Source organism: Bacillus sp. FSL E2-8887 (assembly GCF_038007205.1).
In the GTDB taxonomy this organism is placed as follows: domain Bacteria; phylum Bacillota; class Bacilli; order Bacillales; family Bacillaceae_G; genus Bacillus_A; species Bacillus_A mycoides.
The window spans coordinates 4,857,992-4,875,233 of the sequence record NZ_JBBOWS010000001.1 but is presented as its reverse complement, the minus strand read 5'-3'; the positions used below and the strand labels follow the sequence as shown (position 1 = coordinate 4,875,233).

The following is a 17,242-nucleotide window of genomic DNA, read 5'->3' as shown; positions in this document are numbered from 1 at the left end:
GTGATCCGTACGGAAGAGATGCTCTTAAATGTAGGGCCGCAGCATCCGAGTACACATGGTGTGTTTCGGCTTGTAATTAAGATTGACGGGGAAATTATTAAAGAGGCTACACCGGTTATCGGATATTTGCATCGCGGAACAGAAAAGATAGCTGAGAGCTTGCAATATACACAAATTATCCCGTATACAGATCGAATGGACTATTTATCAGCAATGACGAATAATTACGTCCTTTGCCACGCTGTAGAGACGATGATGGATCTTGAGATTCCAGAGCGTGCTGAATATTTACGGGTGCTTGCGATGGAGCTTGGGAGAGTTGCGAGCCATCTCGTCTGGTGGGGAACGAACCTGCTTGATATAGGAGCGGTTAGTCCATTTTTATATGCCTTTCGTGAACGAGAGATGATTATAAATTTATTAAGTGAATTGTGCGGTGCAAGGCTTACTTTCAACTATATGAGAGTCGGCGGTGTGAAGTGGGATGCGCCAGACGGCTGGATTGAAAAGGTGAAAGAGTTTGTTCCGTATATGAGAGAGCAATTGGCAGGTTACCACGACCTCGTTAGCGGAAATGAAATTTTCTTAAATCGTGTGAGGGGCGTTGGCGTATATAGCCCGGAAGAGGCGATCTCGTATTCATTAAGCGGCGCAAATTTGCGGTGCACGGGAGTAAAGTGGGATCTTCGCAAAGATGAACCGTATTCTATTTATGATCGTTTTGACTTTGATATTCCTGTTGGGAGCACGGGAGATGCTTGGGACCGCTACGTTTGCCGGATGGAGGAAATTGAGGAGTCATTGAAAATTATTGAGCAAGCAGCCGAGCAGTTCCCGAAAGACGGCGCTGTGCTGGCGAAAGTGCCGAAAATTATTAAAGCACCTAAGGGAGAAGCGTTCGTCCGTATAGAGTCACCGCGGGGAGAGATTGGCTGTTATATTGCTAGTGATGGAAAGAAAGAGCCGTACCGCTTGAAATTTCGCAGACCGTCTTTTTATAATTTGCAAATCTTACCGAAGTTATTGAAAGGTGAAAACATCGCCAATTTAATTACGATTTTAGGTGGGGTTGATATTGTACTTGGGGAGGTTGACGGCTAATGATTGAGACGCTCTTACAATCACCTTCAAGCTGGACGAATTTCTTCATTTTTTTCGGATTAGCGGTGCTTCTATTATTTGCAGTCCTTGGCTTCGTTACATACGGTATTTTGGCAGAACGGAAAGTGATGGGATTTATGCAAGGGCGGATTGGACCAAACCAAGTTGGGGGCCGGTTCGGTTTACTCCAAACGGTAGCTGATGTGTTGAAATTATTATTAAAAGAAGATAGTATTCCGAAAGCTGCTGACAAACCGTTGTTTATATTAGCACCTGTTATTGCATTCGCACCAGCATTTATGGTGCTTGCGGTTATCCCGTTTACTGATAAATTTCAGTTCGCGGATATTGGCGTAGGATTGCTGTATTACATTGCTGTTTCTGGGATTACGACGATCGGAGTTGTAACTGGGGGATGGGCATCAAATAATAAATATTCCCTTTTAGGAGGGATGCGCGCAGCAGCGCAAATGATTTCTTATGAGATTCCACTTGTGATGAGTGTAATTGGCGTCGTTTTGTTAGCTGGTAGTCTTAACTTGAATGAAATTGTAGCGGCGCAGGAAAAGGTATGGTACATTTTCGCACAGCCAATCGGTTTCGTCATTTTCTTAATCGCGGCAGTTGCAGAGTTAAATAGGACACCGTTTGATTTACCCGAAGCGGAGTCAGAACTTGTTTCAGGATACCATACGGAATACTCAGGTTTTCGATGGGCGTTTTTCATGCTTTCAGAGTATGTGTATTTCTTCGGGATGTCATCTTTAATTACAGTACTCTTTTTAGGAGGCTGGAATCCAGTTATGTTCCTTGGGTTTATTCCAGGAGCCGTATGGTTTGCTTTGAAATTCAGCAGTGTGGTCTTTCTATTGATTTGGTTCCGCGTTACGTTCCCGCGCATAAGAGGTGACCAGTTAATGGAGTTTGGTTGGAAAGTATTATTACCAATCGCACTTGCAAATATTTTCTTAACGGCATTGATTAAGGAGCTATTCTTCTAATCTATAAAGGGGGTGCCAGTAAGAGATGAAAGGACTATTTAAAGGGTTAAAATATACGCTTAGTAATTTGAGTAAGAAAAAGGTGACGTATGATTATCCAAATCAACCGTTGCCATTACCAGACCGATTTCGAGGTATTCAAAAGTTTTATCCAGAGAAATGTATTGTTTGTAATCAGTGTTCCAACATTTGTCCGACAGATTGCATTCAATTAACAGGAAAAAAACATCCTGATCCTACGAAAAAAGGGAAAATTATCGACACGTATGATATTAATTTTGAAATTTGTATTCTTTGCGATTTATGTACAGAAGTTTGCCCGACAGAGGCGATTGTAATGACAAATAACTTTGAACTTGCAGAGTATTCACGTGATGATTTATTTAAAAATTTGCAGTGGCTTGACGAGAACGACGAGAACATCAGGAAGGAGAATAAAGCATGAACGGCGAGTTTGTAGCTTTCTTTATATTATCCTTGTCTGCGATTATCGGCGGCGTTCTTATGCTGAATTTAACGAAAGTAATGCATATGATGCTGGCCCTTGTGCTTACGTTCCTTAGCATTGCGGGTTTGTACTTTCTCTTATCAGCCGAATTTATCGGAGTGGCACAAATTTTACTTTACTCTGGTGCAATCACTATTATTATGATTTTTGGCATTATGTTAACGAAACATAACGCGGAAAATGAATCGCGCCTTACTCTTCGAAAATGGATTATCTTCTTTGCGGTTGTAGCATTTGGAGCAGTTATGTATTTCGCTGTTAATAGTATCGATTTTTCAAATCAAAGCACACAAGGAAGTTTACCTCTCCATGAAAATAACACACTTCAAATCGGTACACTTCTCTATTCAAAATATATTATTCCATTCGAATTAACCTCAGTTATTTTACTTGTAGCACTTGTAGGAGCGATTATCCTTGCGAAGAAGGATGAGGGAGAGGAGGATTCCCATGAGTAGCGTTCCGGCTTCTGCGTATTTAACACTTGCGATTATTTTGTTTTGCATCGGCTTATTTGGAGCTTTAACAAAGCGAAATACAGTAATTGTATTAGTTTGTATCGAATTGATGTTAAACGCCGCCAATTTAAACTTAGTAGCGTTTAGTAAATTAGGCTTGTTTCCGAATTTAACAGGACAAATCTTTTCGCTGTTTACGATGTCTGTAGCGGCAGCGGAGGCAGCGGTAGGTCTTGCAATTTTGATTGCTTTGTACCGTAATCGCCCGACAGTTCATGTAGATGAGATGGATACGCTCAAAGGATAGCATTGTGACCGAAAAGGGGGAAGGAAACAATGATCGATTATGCATGGCTCATACCGCTTTTCCCGCTTGTTTCGTTTTTGTTACTTATTGTGTTCGGGAAGAAAATTAGAGAGGGAAGTAGTGTACTAGGTATTTTCTTTACCTTTCTCTCCTTTATATCCGCGGTAGTGGTACTAATAGAACGATTTTCATCCGAGGCAGTGAAGCATAAGTGGGTATGGCTTAGGGTAGGAGATATAGATATATCATTTGGTTTTGAAGTTACCGCATTAGGGGCTTTAATGTTGTTTATCGTTACACTTGTGAGTTTTCTTGTACATGTGTACTCAAAAGGTTATATGAAAGGTGACACTAGATTACCAACCTTTTATGCATATTTAGGGCTCTTTACCTTTGCGATGCTTGGGCTAGTTATATCGACGAATTTATTACAGCTTTATATATTTTGGGAGTTAGTCGGCCTTGGTTCGTTTTTACTTATCGGTTTTTATTTCTTTAAAGAAGAAGCGAAGGCTGCTGCGAAAAAGGCTTTTATTATGACACGCATTGGGGATGTTGGGCTATTTATTGGGATGATATTAATTTTTTGGCACGCAGGTAGTTTTGAATATGACGCGATTTTTAAAGCGATTCATACGGGCGACCTCTCTCCTTCTATGATTACAATAACGGCGATATTAATTTTTATCGGTGCGATGGGGAAATCGGGTCAGTTCCCGCTTCATACATGGTTGCCAGATGCAATGGAAGGACCGACGCCTGTTTCGGCGCTTATTCACGCGGCAACGATGGTTGCAGCCGGCGTATATTTAGTAGCGACGATGTTCCCGCTATTTTCAGCAAGTGCGGTAGCGATGCAAACTGTGGCAATCGTTGGGGCTTTCACCGCAATCTTTGCGGCCTCTATCGGTCTAGTGCAAACAGATATTAAGAGGGTTCTTGCTTACTCTACAGTTAGTCAGCTCGGGTATATGATGCTTGCGCTAGGCTCGGCTGGTTATGTAGCTGGTATCTTTCACTTAACGACACACGCCTTTTTTAAAGCATTATTGTTCCTGGCAGCAGGAAGTGTAATTCATGCAGTCCATACGCAAAACATTAATAAAATGGGCGGTTTACAGAAAAAGATGAAAGTAACCGGTGCACTATTTTTAATAGGCGCACTTGCAATTAGTGGTGTTCCTCTTCTTTCCGGATTTTTTAGTAAAGATGAAATTTTAGCGGCGGCGTGGATGAATGGCAATTACTTTCTATTCGTTTTAGCAGTAATTGCGGCATTTCTAACAGCATTTTATATGTTCCGTCTATATTTTCTTGTCTTTATGGGGGAAACGAAGACGAAGGAAGAGGTGCATGAATCACCTCGCACCATGACGTATCCAATGATTGTCCTTGGTGTTCTTGCGGTAGTGGCCGGTTATATAAATACACCGTGGTTCGGAACGTTTCTTGGGGATTGGCTTACGAAAGATATAGGATTCCAGGTGAAGGAAGTGCATGGACCTGTTTGGATTATGGTTGTTGCGACGCTCGTTTCATTTGCGGGAATTGCCCTCGCATATTTCATATATGGCAAGAAATCTATCTCTAGAGATTGGGCCGGCGGAGAAGGGACGTCTTTTTATAACCTTTTGAAAGAAAAATATTATGTGGATGAACTATACAATGCGACAGTGATTCCTATTACGAAAGGAATCGCTCATGTGCTTCGCTTATTTGAAGTATACGTTGTAGAAGGAATCGCAGTTTTAATTGCTGGACTCGTTAAAGGTATGAGTGGACTAGGATCGCGGCTTCAAAACGGGAATGTACAAGTGTATGGAACTGTAACAGCAGTTTCGCTCGCAGTGCTCCTAATTATTTTGTTATATACGGGAGGGGATTTACGGTGAATGGATTGCTATTAACGTTCTTCATTTTTTCCCCGCTTTTAGGAATTCTCTTGCTTTTATTAACGCCGAAACGAGAATCGCGTACAGTGCAGGCGCTTGGTTTATTCGGAACGGCGCTTCCATTTGGAATTGCTATCGTCCTTGCTTGTACATACGCTTCAGGAAAGAGCTTATCGATATTTGATGAAAAAGTGAAATGGATTAAATTTGGGGATTTCACAGCAGTGGACAAAAGGTGGTTTTCAATTTATTACGAGCTCGGCATTGATGGTTTATCGCTTGTAATGATGGTGCTCACAGCCCTTCTAGCGATGCTTGCAGCTATTGCGGTATTTTCTATTAAAAGAAATTTGAAAGCATTCTACATGCTGTTACTCATGTTAGAAATAGGTATGCTCGGTGTCTTCGCTGCTCAAAATTTAATGTTGTTCTTCATGTTCTTTGAGATTACGTTGCCACCAATGTTTTTATTAATTGGCAAGTGGGGGAAATTGTCGAGTGAAAAGGCTGCATATAGTTATTTAATATATAACGGTATTGGATCAGCTATTTTACTTATCGTTTTCTCGGTTTTATTTGCGAAAACAGGTACAACAAATATTGCGGAGCTTAAAGAAATATTAACGAGTGTAGGTGCTGGGGGAGGAATGGCTGTCTCAAGTAGCGTACAGTTCGGCTTGTTTCTTGCCATAATGATTGCTTTTGCGATTAAACTCCCTGTTTTCCCTTTGCATCGCTGGATGGTCAATGTACACATAGAAGCGCATCCTGCTGTAGTTATGCTTCACGCGGGGGTTTTGCTGAAGATTGGCGCGTACGGTATTGTTCGCTTCGGGAAAGGATTATTCCCAGAATATTTTCGTGATTTTGCAACGCTAATTGCGGTTTTAGGGGTAATTAATTTATTGTATGGGGCCTTTCTAGCACTCATCCAAACGGACTTTAGAAAGGTACTTGCTTACTCTAGTATTTCGCATATGGGCATTGTATTAATGGGGCTGGCGGCGTTAAATGCACCAGGTATACAAGGGGCATTGTTCCAAGTTGTGTCTCACGGTTTAATTGCGGCCTTGCTCTTCTTCTTGCTTGGCATTATTGAAGAGCGTTTCGGGACTTCGGATATTACAGCACTTGGTGGACTCGCAAAAAGTGTTCCAGTGCTTAGTGGTTTCTTCTTAGCGGGCGGTATGGCATCGCTTGGAATGCCAGGGATGTCTGGATTTATTAGCGAATTCCTTGCCTTTCTCGGTTTATTCCAAGGGAAACCTGTTATCGCCGCCGTCGGTGTAATTGGAATTATTTTAACCGCTGTATACGTATTAAGAGCGACACTTCAAGTGATATTTGGTAAGAAAGAATGGGAAGCGAAATTTGATATACACGGATGGGAGTACGTTCCTGTTATAGTGCTTATCGTTTGTATTATTGCAATTGGGGTAATGCCAGAACTACTAGGGGATCCACTTCAAACTACATTGAAAACATTGGGGGTGAAGTAGGATGGATATGAACACGTTACTTAGCTTATCATGGCATCTCATGGTACCAGAATTCATTATTCTCGGGGCAGCCATCCTTCTTTCCATATGTGATTTGTTTTTTAAGCTAAACCATAGGTACGTTGCGATGGGTGCAATTGCCGCTGCCTTGTTAGCGATAGTGTCATTAATGACGCTATATAGCGAACCGGCAGGAGATATTTTAAATGGATCGTTTGTACTAGATGGATTTTCAAAAGGATTTAAAACGTTGTTATTAGGCGGAGCAGCTCTCGTTTTATGTATGGCAATAAGCGATGACAAGAAGGAGCCTATTCAAGATAAAGGAGAATATTATTATTTGTTTTTAATGGCGCTTCTTGGAGCGATGTTCATGGCTTCTAGCGTTGATTTCATCACATTGTTCGTTGGTTTAGAGTTGCTTTCGCTTTCTTCCTATATTTTAGTAGGAATCCGAAAAAGAAACCGCACATCGAATGAGGCTGCAATGAAATATGTCATTAACGGAGGAATTGGAACAGCAATTACACTCTTTGGAATGAGCTATTTATACGGTATTACAGGGTCGACCAACATAGTGGAAATGCAAAAGGTATTTACGCAAGGATTGGCTGGGGGCATTCAGTTATTGTTAGCTCTCGCATTTCTACTTTTGCTCGTTGGACTCTCATTCAAAATTGCAACAGTGCCATTTCATATGTGGGCACCAGATGTGTATGAGGGAGCGGCTACACCTGTCACTGCTTTTCTCGGAACGATTTCTAAAATTGCTGGTTTTCTACTCATTACGCGTTTGTTTCTTATGGTGTTTGCAGGTGTGGCAATCCAAGGAGACGCACAATCTTTGTACGGGCGTATGAGTATATACATTGCGGTACTAGCTAGTATTACGATGATTGTTGGGAACGTAGTAGCATTAAAGCAATACAACGTAAAACGTCTATTTGCCTATTCAGGTATCGCGCATGCTGGGTATTTGCTAGTCCCTCTTGTAGCGCTATCACAGTTTACGATGGATAGTATGTGGTTTTATATGCTTGCATATATGCTTATGAATATAGGAGCATTTGCAATCATCCACGGATTAATCTTACAAAATGATAAGGAAAACATGACGATTTTTACAGGGTTATATAAGCGATCCCCCTTTACAGCTATAGTGATGACGGTCTTTATTTTATCGTTAGCTGGAATACCGGGGACAGCAGGTTTCATCGGAAAAATTAACATTTTTTTAGGGGCACTTCATGTTGAACCTGCTCATTACGTATTAGCTTCTATTATGATGGGGACGACGGTTATTTCATTCATATATTATTTCCGAATATTACAGCAAATGTTTTTCCGCAAGGGAGAGACAGAAGAAAAGCTCCGATTACCGTTAAATATAAAGATTGTCATGAGTCTTTGCGCAATTTCAATTGTAATACTAGGGATTATGCCGATGATTGGTTACAATTTCTTTTATGAACATTTTCCATTAATGAAGGATTTCTTCTTCTTGGGGAACGTGGTACAATAGTGGAAATAAAAGGTGTAGAGTCCGTACTCTACGCTTTTTATTTTGGAGTAACAGCAAATGAAAACGTCTATAGGTATATGTTTTCCGAGAGAAAATTACGATGTAAGATGCTTATTTGCGTTTGAAAAAGTGTGGCTCCTACTTATTTATGGTATCGTTTTTTACATTTTGCGTAAGTAGTAGCCAAGCAAAAAAAGGGGTCGATTTTTTGGCACATCTTTTAGGGCAACAAGCACTGATTGCCATTGTTTCGCATTTATTGTTTATTACCATTACGTGGTGGGCCTTACAAGGTATTCACATTGAGCGCTTAATGAAGTCTGGAAAAGTGATGCAGACGAGAGTATTACTTATCCTAATTACAATTGCAATTGGGACATCTGTAAGTAACTTTTTCCTTGATTATTTAGGCTATTCAAAGAGTTTAACGTATTTAGTAAAGTAAGTGTATAGAACCTCATATCTCCGTTAACAATGGGGATAGGAGGGGATGAAATTGAAGTTTAAAGCCATTCTTATCGTTATCGTAAGTGTTGTTTTATTTTTGGTTGGATATAAAGAGATGAAACCTATAAGCGACGAACAGAAAATGGAGAGCATGATTGCAGCTTTAGAGAAGAACGATGCAAAAGTAGAGCGGTGGTCATGGTTAGCGCGAGAAACGAAAACAATTTCTAATATACATACGTTTCAAAAATTGTTAAACGATGTGAAGGAAGAGGCAAACATCGAAAGTTGGGAATTAGAACAATCTCCAGATGGATATAAGGCTACATCCTATAAAAAATCTTCTTCACATGAAGAACGAATAGTAGTAACTTGGAGTAAGGAAAATACTAAAGAAAACACTTTTATTATTTTTGAAGTGAGCGGGGCGAAATGGGACCCGAAGTACGTTCAGAACATGGATAAAATTTTTAGTGAAAAACCTATAATTTACACTTGTGTTCAAGGTGTACTGAATGATAAGATTGAAGGTGTTTTGCAAAATAAAACCAATCAGGTTTTGAAAGATCTTTCAGCAAGAGCGATCGAACAGATAGAAGAAAGAGCATTTGTATCAGTCTCCGCATATAATAAAAAGTGGAATGACGCTCTTTCAACAAATAGAGAGAAAATAAATGTGCAAATAGCAATACGTTCTACAAACAACAAAGATACAATTGTGGTTGGCACACCGATCATAACTTCTGAGTATTGAGTGAATAGATACTGAAAAAAGGACACGGAGGGGAATAATTTGGAAAAGATCATCGTCCGTGGCGGAAAGCGGTTAAGCGGCACAGTGCGTGTTGAGGGCGCAAAAAATGCTGTATTACCTATAATCGCTGCAGCCCTATTAGCGAGTGACGGAAAGAATGTACTATCTGAAGTACCAGTATTATCTGATGTATACACAATTAACGAGGTATTACGTCATTTAAATGCTGAAGTCGTATTTGAAAATAACCAAGTAACAATCGATTCTTCTAAAGAATTAAACATTGAGGCACCATTTGAGTATGTACGTAAGATGCGTGCATCTGTTCAAGTAATGGGACCATTATTAGCACGTAACGGTCGTGCTCGTATTGCACTTCCTGGTGGATGTGCAATTGGTTCACGTCCAATTGACCAACATTTAAAAGGCTTCGAAGCAATGGGAGCGAAAGTAAAAGTTGGTAACGGATTTGTTGAGGCACACGTAGAGGGCGAACTAAAAGGAGCTAAAATTTATTTAGACTTCCCAAGCGTAGGCGCGACAGAAAACATTATGTCTGCAGCTACATTAGCAAAAGGGACAACAGTCCTTGAAAACGCAGCGAAAGAGCCAGAAATCGTTGACTTAGCTAACTTCTTAAATGCAATGGGAGCGAAAGTACGCGGAGCTGGAACTGGAACGATTCGTATTGAAGGCGTTGAAAAATTATATGGTGCAAACCACCCTATTATTCCTGACCGTATTGAAGCAGGAACATTCATGGTTGCAGCGGCAATTACAGGTGGAGACATCTTAATTGAAAATGCTGTGCCTGAACATTTACGCTCAATTACAGCGAAAATGGAAGAAATGGGTGTTAAAATTATTGAGGAAAATGAAGGTGTACGTGTTATCGGCCCAGATAAGTTAAAAGCGGTTGATATTAAAACTATGCCTCATCCAGGTTTCCCAACAGACATGCAATCACAAATGATGGCATTATTACTACATGCTGATGGAACAAGTATGATTACAGAAACGGTATTCGAAAACCGCTTTATGCACGTTGAAGAATTCCGTCGTATGAATGCTGATATTAAAATCGAAGGTCGTTCTGTAATTATGAACGGTCCAAGTAGCTTGCAAGGAGCTGAAGTTGGCGCAACTGATTTACGTGCTGCAGCAGCATTAATCTTAGCTGGTTTAGTATCAGAAGGTTATACTCGTGTAACAGAGTTAAAACATCTTGACCGTGGTTATGTAGATTTCCATAAGAAATTAGCTGCATTAGGTGCAACTATTGAACGTGTAAACGAAAAAGTAGAAGAAGTGAAAGAACAAGAAGTTTCTGATCTTCACGCTTAATTGAAGTAGTCTCTATGTCTTTTGACATAGGGGCTATTTTTTTTGGGTTATTACTGTTATAGTCAATAAATTCCATACTTATGCACGTCTCAGTGAAAATATTTAGAGAATTTTTGTTTTATTCCACTATTTGCGGTCAGTAAAACCCCACTGATTATAGCTTCACTTTATATCGATACCCCCAAGTATGTTCTAAAAGATCCCGTATTTCCATAAGAATGAAAGGAATCCAACTTTATATTGGGGGAATAGGATGAAATTTTCAAAGCCACTTTTCATTACAGTAGCGCTCTTAATAGCGCTCGTTATCATTGTACCTGCTGCTCTTGTTATTCCGTTTGCGAAAGCAAAAGTAGGGGAAGAAGCAGCTTCTAAAACTCCTCCAGCGATAGAAAGTATACCAGCTCCAGGGAAAGTGGATACAGCGGTTCAAGTTGCTGTATATCGTGATCAGCAGAAGAAGGTAGAAACATTACCTATGGAGGAGTATGTGGCCGGTGTAGTAGCTTCTGAGATGAATGCCAGCTTTGAAATAGAGGCGCTAAAGGCGCAGGCATTAGCAGCAAGAACATTTGTAGTGCAGCGTATGCTAAGCGGTGGTAAGAAAAACAATGCGGATGTGACAGATACAGTGAAAGATCAAGTGTACAAAAGCAAAGAGGAATTGAAGAAACAATGGGGTAATAACTACGAAAATAATTTAAAGAAAATTGAGGAAGCCGTTTCGAAAACCGCAGGACAAGTTTTAACGTATGATGGAAAACCAATTTCAGCATCCTTCTTCTCAACGAGTAACGGACGAACAGAAAATGCAGCTGATTATTGGGGAAATGATTATCCGTACTTGAAAAGCGTAGATAGTCCGTGGGATCAAGCCTCTCCAAAATTTACGAGTGAGCAAAAATTCACAGTAGCTGATTTTCAAAAACGTCTCGGTGTGAAAGTACTAGCGGACGGAAAGGTTGGTAATATTAAAGACCTTACGGAAGGAAAACGAGTAAAGGATGTAGAGTTTCAAGGGAAAACATTAACAGGAAAACAAGTTCGTGAAAAGTTAGACTTACGCTCCTCAGACTTTACGTGGAAACAAGAAGGAGATAACATCACCGTTACAACGAAAGGGTTCGGTCACGGCGTCGGTATGAGCCAGTACGGTGCAAATGGTATGGCAGCGGAAGGTAAGAAATATACAGAGATAGTCGCTCATTACTATAAAGGCATTGAAATAAAGACGATGAATGATTATGAAGGAAAATTGATGGTGAAAAAATAGGCTGTAGGATTGGACGTATAGTGATTTTTCGACATAGTAAAAAAGGAGCTAATTTAAACTAGCTCCTTTTTGTTCTGTTTAAAATATCATAATTTCCCATTATTTGTTTGGTATAATGAACTAAAAAACATTTGGGGGAGACAGAATGGCGTTACTGGAGTTGAGACAGTTAGGGAAGACAAACCAGTTACCAGCAATTGAGCTGGAGGTTGGAAAAGGACAATGTGTTGTTTTGCAGTGCAATAATCATACAGCTAAAGTTTTGCACCGTATTATTATCGGAGAAGAAGAAGCATCTTCGGGAAGTGTGTTATTTGAAGGAGAACAGATTGGAAAGAAGATGTATTCACGTATTGGCTTTTGTTTTCTGAAAGATGAGGCATACGACCGTTTGAAGGTAAAAGAATACTTCAAGTTCTTATTAGGGCTGTATGAATCAAATATGAGTGTAGAAGAAGTGATCCAATATGTCGGACTTCTAGATAAGTTAAACGTTAAAATAGAAAAATTGTCATTTTCAGAGAAACGCCGTCTTCATATGGGGCGTGTTATGATTCATAATCCAGATTTAGTTATTTTGGAAGAGCCGGAGCAAAATGTAGATACAGAGAGTACGATTATTATTCGAAAAGCGATTATGAAAATGAAAGAACAAGGAAAAGCGATCTTTATTACGTCCTCCTTCTTATCGGATGCCCTTTCGCTGACAGAAGATGTATATATATTAAACCAAGACGGTGTGAAAAAGGTAGAAATAGAGCAAGAAGAAGCTGAAGAGATCGATCGAGAAAAAGTAGTTCAAATGATTCCGCAAATGAAGTTAGAAAGAATACCAGCGAAAGTGAATGATAAAATCATTTTACTGGATCCGATGGAGATCCATTTCATTGAAACGCAAAATGGAGTGACACATATTCATGTGCGCGAAGGTGATTTCGTATGCGCATTAACATTAAGTGAACTAGAAGTGAGATTAACAGGATTCGGATTTTTTAGATGTCATCGCTCATACCTCGTTAATTTACAAAGAGTACGAGAAGTTATTACGTGGACACGAAATAGTTTTAGTTTAATTTTGGATGATGAACGGAAAAGCTCCATTCCGCTTTCGAAAGGACGAATGGATGAATTAAAAGGTGTAATTGGGCTATGAAAAACGCTCCAATAAGCTCAAAATAGGATTCATTCACCGGTAAAAATACTCCTTTTACCGGTATTTTACTGCGTAATCCCTTTGTTTTTCATATGATTGAGTCAAGAAAAGTGAAACAAACAAATCGAAACTTGCGAAAGCGAATTTCATCTATAAAAAGAAAAACAAAGGGGATAACGAAATGACATTGGCAATTGAAATGAAAGATGTAATGAAAAGTTTCGATGGAAAAACGGCCCTTCGAAATGTAAATATTGAGGTGAAGCAAGGAGAAATTTTTGGATTCCTCGGACCAAGTGGATCTGGGAAAACGACAACAGTGAAAATTTTAACTTCTCAATTGCTTCATAGTGTTGGAACAGTAAGAGTATTGGGTAAGGATATTACAGGTCCAAGCAGCATCGATTATAAACGAATCGGTATTTTAACAGACAATAGCGGCTTATACGAAAGACTTAGCATTTATGATAACTTACTATTATTTTGTGACTTATACGATTGCAAAAAAGAACGAATTGATGAAGTGTTAGCACAAGTGAACTTATTGGATGATAAAAAAACACAAGTGAAAAAATTATCAAAAGGAATGAAGCAGCGTGTCACACTAGCGAGAGCGATTCTTCATAAACCAGATATCCTCTTCTTAGATGAACCAACATCTGCACTTGATCCTGTAAACGTACAAAACATTCATAAAATCTTAAAAGACTTAAATAAAGAAGGAACAACGATTTTCTTAACGACGCACAACATGGACGAAGCAGAAACGCTTTGTAACCGCATTGCCTTTCTGTGCGGGGGAGAAATTGTAGCACTTGATACACCAGAAAACTTGCGATTAAAATACGCGAAAGATCAAATACAAGTTGTGTTAAAAGATAAACAAAAAGAAACGGTACAAAAAGATGAATTAGGAGCAAAACGCATTTCAGAATGGATGAAAAAAGGCGAATTACTATCTATTCATTCACACGAGCCAACGTTAGGCGATATCTTTATTGAAGTTACTGGGAGGGGACTATAATGACATTTTCAATGAGACGATTTTCAGCTATTTTTCGGAAAGAGGTACAGGATTTTAAAACGAATTCACAAACTTTAATTATGTTGGTAATGCCACTTGTCTTTTCGGTATTATTTAGTCGCTCAGATAATATGAGAGAAGTTGGAGCAAGTACGTTAACCGCGATGGCCTTAGTTATGGTCGGAGGCTTTGTACAGGCAATGCTCATCGCTGAAGAAAAGGAAAAAAATACGCTTCGTGTTCTTATGCTATCACCAGCATCATCTATTGAAGTATTAATTGGTAAAAGTTCATTAACAGGTATGATTACAGTTGCAATCTGTTTTATTAATCTACTTATTTTAGGTAAATTAGAAGGTAATTTTGCATTATTATTACTCATCTTTGTTCTTGGAATGCTAATATTTAACCTCATTGGTACTTGTATTGGATTATTAGCTCAAAATGTGCCGCAAACATCAACAATTGGATTACCAATATTAATGACATTCCTTTTCGGTGATTTAATTGGAATGTTTGTGAAGAATGAAGTCGTTACAAAGATAGTCGATTATTTGCCAACTCGTCATATCGGTCTTGCAGTTAGTAGTGTTATAAAAGGTGAAGGTTTTAGTGCAATTACTAGTAATTTATTGAATATAACTATTTGGTTAGTTGCAGTACTTGTTATTACGCTCTTCATTTATAGAAAGAAACAAATGGACTAAAAACTGAGCTGAAACGCTCAGTTTTTTCCTTTTTCTATCATTTCCTCGGAAATTTTGCAATTCCTATACATATTTTTACAGATTTTGTCGAAAAGTAATTAGTTATAGGTTGTATAGGATGAGTGAATATTGTTCAAAATGATTGCTGAGGTGATGATGGAATGCGAGGAAGAAATAGTAAAAAGTCGCAAAAAGTAGTACATTTATTTCAAAAAAGATGGGTGTTTCCGGCACTATACATTGCTTGTGCAGCGGTAATCTTAATGGTTGCGCTATGGTTCCAGGGAGCTAATCCAAAGAAAGCTCCGAACCAAGATCAAGCAACACCGTATACACAAACGGAAGATCCGGCAGTACCAGTAACAAAATCTTCAGAAGTAGTGAAAATGCCAGCTGCAGTAAATGCAGAAGTAGTAGTACAGAAGAAATTCTATGAAGATGCAGCATCAGAGGCGGAACAAGAAAAAGCACTTGTCTTTTATAACAACACATATTCCCCGAATAAAGGAATTGACATTGCTGCGAAAAACGGAAAAGAATTTGATGTTACAGCTGCTTTAAGTGGTACAGTAACGAAAGCTGAAAAAGATTCACTTCTTGGTTATGTTGTAACAGTAGATAGTGGAAATGGTGTAGCAGCATCTTATCAAAGCTTAGGCAGTGTGAAAGTAGAAAAAGGTGCAAGAGTCGCGCAAGGTGAAGTGTTAGGAAAATCAGGTCTAAATGCAATGAATAAAGATGCAGGTTCTTACGTTCACTTTGAAGTACGTAAAGACAATGTGGCTGTGAACCCTGAGCGTTATTTAAATAAATCAGTAGCAGAAATTAAAGCTGATGCAGGTGCTGCAAAGGCGACAAATGCTTCTGGTAAAAAAGCTGATGACAAATCTCAAAAAGAAGAAAAGTCAACAAGCACGAAACCAGAAGATAAGTCTCAAAAAGAAGAGAAATCAACAAGCGGCTCGACTAGTGATAAAGAGACGAACGGCAAACAAGATGAGAAATCTCAAAAAGAAGAGAAATCGACAAGCGGTTCGACTAGTGATAAAGAGACGAACGGCAAACAAGATGACAAATCTCAAAAAGAAGAAAAATCAACGAATGGTTCTACAGAATCATCTAACGGTTCTTCTTCACAAGAATAATAAAGTGAAAAAATCAGTTCTCATTAGGAGAGCTGATTTTTTTATCCCGCATTAACGGGCAGTAAGACTCCCACCTCAAAATTCAGCTGGAGCAAAGAAGTTAGGTGGGAGATCAACTGCCCGTAAACGCCCGATTGGTTCAACTAATAATCAGTGGGGGATGAACAAAACCCCCACTGATTAAAGTTTCACTTTATTTTCATATAAAAATAATCAATTTCGAGAAAAAAGTTGCAATAACAAGGAAAAATGACGAGATTCTCGAATATATATTACAAAAGGGAGGGGATACTGTGTCATTTTTATCTGTTCTGTCGATTGCTATCATTTTATTGTTTGTTTTATTCGCCTTATATTATTATATTGCCGGTAAGAAAGAAGTCCCCCACCATCAGTTGTTAGAAGAAGAGTATGAAAGAGAAGAGTGACACCTTTTATAAAGAGGTGTCACTTTTTTTCGCCATAATTGTCATTGTTAACGTATTTCTCACAAAAAAACGTAATTTTTCTTAACTTAGTCCGCAAAAATAGTGAACATGTAGCATATATCAGTAGTGCGGGCAATACAATGGTATAAACCAATGCAAAGAGAGTGTTTGAGGTGAGAAATCGTGAATCATTTCATTATAAATCCAAGAATGTTTAACGCTTACAAACAGCACTCACATTTACTTCATAGTCGTATGCAGCGAGTCTCATTTCACACTTCTCACATCCAATTTAGGGAGGCGAGTGGTGTGCACGATTACATCAAAGAGAGAACTATCAAGATTGGCAAGTATATCGTGGAGACAAGAAAGACAGTGCGTGTAATTGCAAAGGAGTTTGGGGTATCAAAGAGTACAGTCCATAAAGATTTAACAGAACGTTTGCCAGAAATTAATCCAGAGCTCGCAAATGAAGTGAAAGAAATTCTTGATTATCATAAGTCTATTCGTCATTTAAGAGGAGGAGAAGCAACAAAGCAGAAGTACCGTAAAGAAGATACAGAAAACCCTGTGCGCCAATAAATCTAAAATAGCAAACATTCCTTGCGAATTCGGTAATATTTTTCAGAAGAATTCTTTTTGCGAATATTACGTTTCTGTTAAATTTATGATAAAATCA

Annotated in this window: 18 protein-coding genes; all 18 read left to right on the top strand. The window is 39.0% G+C overall.

What is annotated here, in order from left to right; genetic code table 11:
• Positions 1–1,101, top strand: coding sequence for an NADH-quinone oxidoreductase subunit NuoD (nuoD, locus tag NSQ08_RS25185; RefSeq protein ID WP_340779590.1), 1,101 nt, complete (start codon positions 1–3; stop codon positions 1,099–1,101).
• A complete protein-coding gene (nuoH, locus tag NSQ08_RS25180; protein ID WP_002068471.1) occupies positions 1,101–2,102 on the top strand; it encodes an NADH-quinone oxidoreductase subunit NuoH in 1,002 nt (333 codons plus the stop codon). Before nuoD ends, nuoH begins: the two co-directional genes overlap by 1 nt.
• Positions 2,103–2,127: 25 nt before the next feature.
• Positions 2,128–2,547: an NADH-quinone oxidoreductase subunit NuoI gene (gene nuoI / locus NSQ08_RS25175; RefSeq protein WP_002016193.1), complete on the top strand. Its 420-nt coding sequence runs from the start codon at positions 2,128–2,130 to the stop codon at positions 2,545–2,547.
• Entirely contained in the window at positions 2,544–3,068 is a 525-nt protein-coding gene (locus NSQ08_RS25170) for an NADH-quinone oxidoreductase subunit J (RefSeq protein WP_001012819.1), read from the top strand. Before nuoI ends, NSQ08_RS25170 begins: the two co-directional genes overlap by 4 nt.
• Positions 3,061–3,375 carry an NADH-quinone oxidoreductase subunit NuoK gene (gene nuoK, locus NSQ08_RS25165; RefSeq protein ID WP_000100081.1) on the top strand — a complete coding sequence of 105 codons (315 nt, stop codon included), beginning with the start codon at positions 3,061–3,063 and terminating at the stop codon, positions 3,373–3,375. Before NSQ08_RS25170 ends, nuoK begins: the two co-directional genes overlap by 8 nt.
• 29 nt (positions 3,376–3,404) lie before the next feature.
• On the top strand, positions 3,405–5,267 hold the full coding sequence (gene nuoL, locus NSQ08_RS25160; RefSeq protein ID WP_340779585.1) for an NADH-quinone oxidoreductase subunit L: 1,863 nt from the start codon (positions 3,405–3,407) through the stop codon (positions 5,265–5,267).
• Positions 5,264–6,766 (top strand): NADH-quinone oxidoreductase subunit M, encoded by a 1,503-nt coding sequence (locus NSQ08_RS25155; protein ID WP_340779582.1) that lies wholly within the window; start codon positions 5,264–5,266, stop codon positions 6,764–6,766. The genes nuoL and NSQ08_RS25155 overlap by 4 nt, the downstream gene beginning before the upstream one ends.
• A 7-nt stretch (positions 6,767–6,773) precedes the next feature.
• Complete coding sequence (gene nuoN, locus NSQ08_RS25150; RefSeq protein WP_340780262.1) at positions 6,774–8,288, top strand: NADH-quinone oxidoreductase subunit NuoN; 1,515 nt, start codon at positions 6,774–6,776, stop codon at positions 8,286–8,288.
• A gap of 208 nt (positions 8,289–8,496) precedes the next feature.
• Positions 8,497–8,733 (top strand): DUF1146 family protein, encoded by a 237-nt coding sequence (locus NSQ08_RS25145; RefSeq protein ID WP_002016201.1) that lies wholly within the window; start codon positions 8,497–8,499, stop codon positions 8,731–8,733.
• Between the two features lie 51 nt (positions 8,734–8,784).
• Positions 8,785–9,489, top strand: coding sequence for a YwmB family TATA-box binding protein (locus tag NSQ08_RS25140; RefSeq protein ID WP_002139032.1), 705 nt, complete (start codon positions 8,785–8,787; stop codon positions 9,487–9,489).
• A 39-nt stretch (positions 9,490–9,528) separates the two neighbouring features.
• Positions 9,529–10,833, top strand: coding sequence for a UDP-N-acetylglucosamine 1-carboxyvinyltransferase (gene murA / locus NSQ08_RS25135; protein ID WP_002068497.1), 1,305 nt, complete (start codon positions 9,529–9,531; stop codon positions 10,831–10,833).
• Between the two features lie 253 nt (positions 10,834–11,086).
• Entirely contained in the window at positions 11,087–12,106 is a 1,020-nt protein-coding gene (spoIID, locus tag NSQ08_RS25130) for a stage II sporulation protein D (protein ID WP_002166416.1), read from the top strand.
• 145 nt (positions 12,107–12,251) lie between these two features.
• On the top strand, positions 12,252–13,259 hold the full coding sequence (locus NSQ08_RS25125) for a LytTR family transcriptional regulator DNA-binding domain-containing protein (RefSeq protein WP_340779577.1): 1,008 nt from the start codon (positions 12,252–12,254) through the stop codon (positions 13,257–13,259).
• Positions 13,260–13,440: 181 nt separating this feature from the next.
• Positions 13,441–14,283 carry an ABC transporter ATP-binding protein gene (locus tag NSQ08_RS25120; protein ID WP_088040467.1) on the top strand — a complete coding sequence of 281 codons (843 nt, stop codon included), beginning with the start codon at positions 13,441–13,443 and terminating at the stop codon, positions 14,281–14,283.
• Complete coding sequence (locus NSQ08_RS25115) at positions 14,283–14,990, top strand: ABC transporter permease (protein ID WP_002130038.1); 708 nt, start codon at positions 14,283–14,285, stop codon at positions 14,988–14,990. Before NSQ08_RS25120 ends, NSQ08_RS25115 begins: the two co-directional genes overlap by 1 nt.
• 161 nt (positions 14,991–15,151) lie before the next feature.
• A complete protein-coding gene (locus tag NSQ08_RS25110; protein ID WP_002034849.1) occupies positions 15,152–16,135 on the top strand; it encodes a M23 family metallopeptidase in 984 nt (327 codons plus the stop codon).
• A 293-nt stretch (positions 16,136–16,428) separates the two neighbouring features.
• Positions 16,429–16,563: a hypothetical protein gene (locus NSQ08_RS25105; protein ID WP_002016211.1), complete on the top strand. Its 135-nt coding sequence runs from the start codon at positions 16,429–16,431 to the stop codon at positions 16,561–16,563.
• 309 nt (positions 16,564–16,872) lie between these two features.
• Positions 16,873–17,145 carry a sporulation transcriptional regulator SpoIIID gene (gene spoIIID / locus NSQ08_RS25100; RefSeq protein ID WP_002089714.1) on the top strand — a complete coding sequence of 91 codons (273 nt, stop codon included), beginning with the start codon at positions 16,873–16,875 and terminating at the stop codon, positions 17,143–17,145.
• The last annotated feature ends 97 nt before the right edge of the window (positions 17,146–17,242 follow it).

Coding starts and splice junctions, on each gene's coding strand:
- nuoH (WP_002068471.1), top strand. CDS start 1,101: ATGATTGAGACGCTCTTACAATCACCTTCAAGCTGGACGAATTTCTTC.
- nuoI (WP_002016193.1), top strand. CDS start 2,128: ATGAAAGGACTATTTAAAGGGTTAAAATATACGCTTAGTAATTTGAGT.
- NSQ08_RS25170 (WP_001012819.1), top strand. CDS start 2,544: ATGAACGGCGAGTTTGTAGCTTTCTTTATATTATCCTTGTCTGCGATT.
- nuoK (WP_000100081.1), top strand. CDS start 3,061: ATGAGTAGCGTTCCGGCTTCTGCGTATTTAACACTTGCGATTATTTTG.
- nuoL (WP_340779585.1), top strand. CDS start 3,405: ATGATCGATTATGCATGGCTCATACCGCTTTTCCCGCTTGTTTCGTTT.
- nuoN (WP_340780262.1), top strand. CDS start 6,774: ATGAACACGTTACTTAGCTTATCATGGCATCTCATGGTACCAGAATTC.
- spoIID (WP_002166416.1), top strand. CDS start 11,087: ATGAAATTTTCAAAGCCACTTTTCATTACAGTAGCGCTCTTAATAGCG.
- NSQ08_RS25125 (WP_340779577.1), top strand. CDS start 12,252: ATGGCGTTACTGGAGTTGAGACAGTTAGGGAAGACAAACCAGTTACCA.
- NSQ08_RS25120 (WP_088040467.1), top strand. CDS start 13,441: ATGACATTGGCAATTGAAATGAAAGATGTAATGAAAAGTTTCGATGGA.
- NSQ08_RS25115 (WP_002130038.1), top strand. CDS start 14,283: ATGACATTTTCAATGAGACGATTTTCAGCTATTTTTCGGAAAGAGGTA.
- NSQ08_RS25110 (WP_002034849.1), top strand. CDS start 15,152: ATGCGAGGAAGAAATAGTAAAAAGTCGCAAAAAGTAGTACATTTATTT.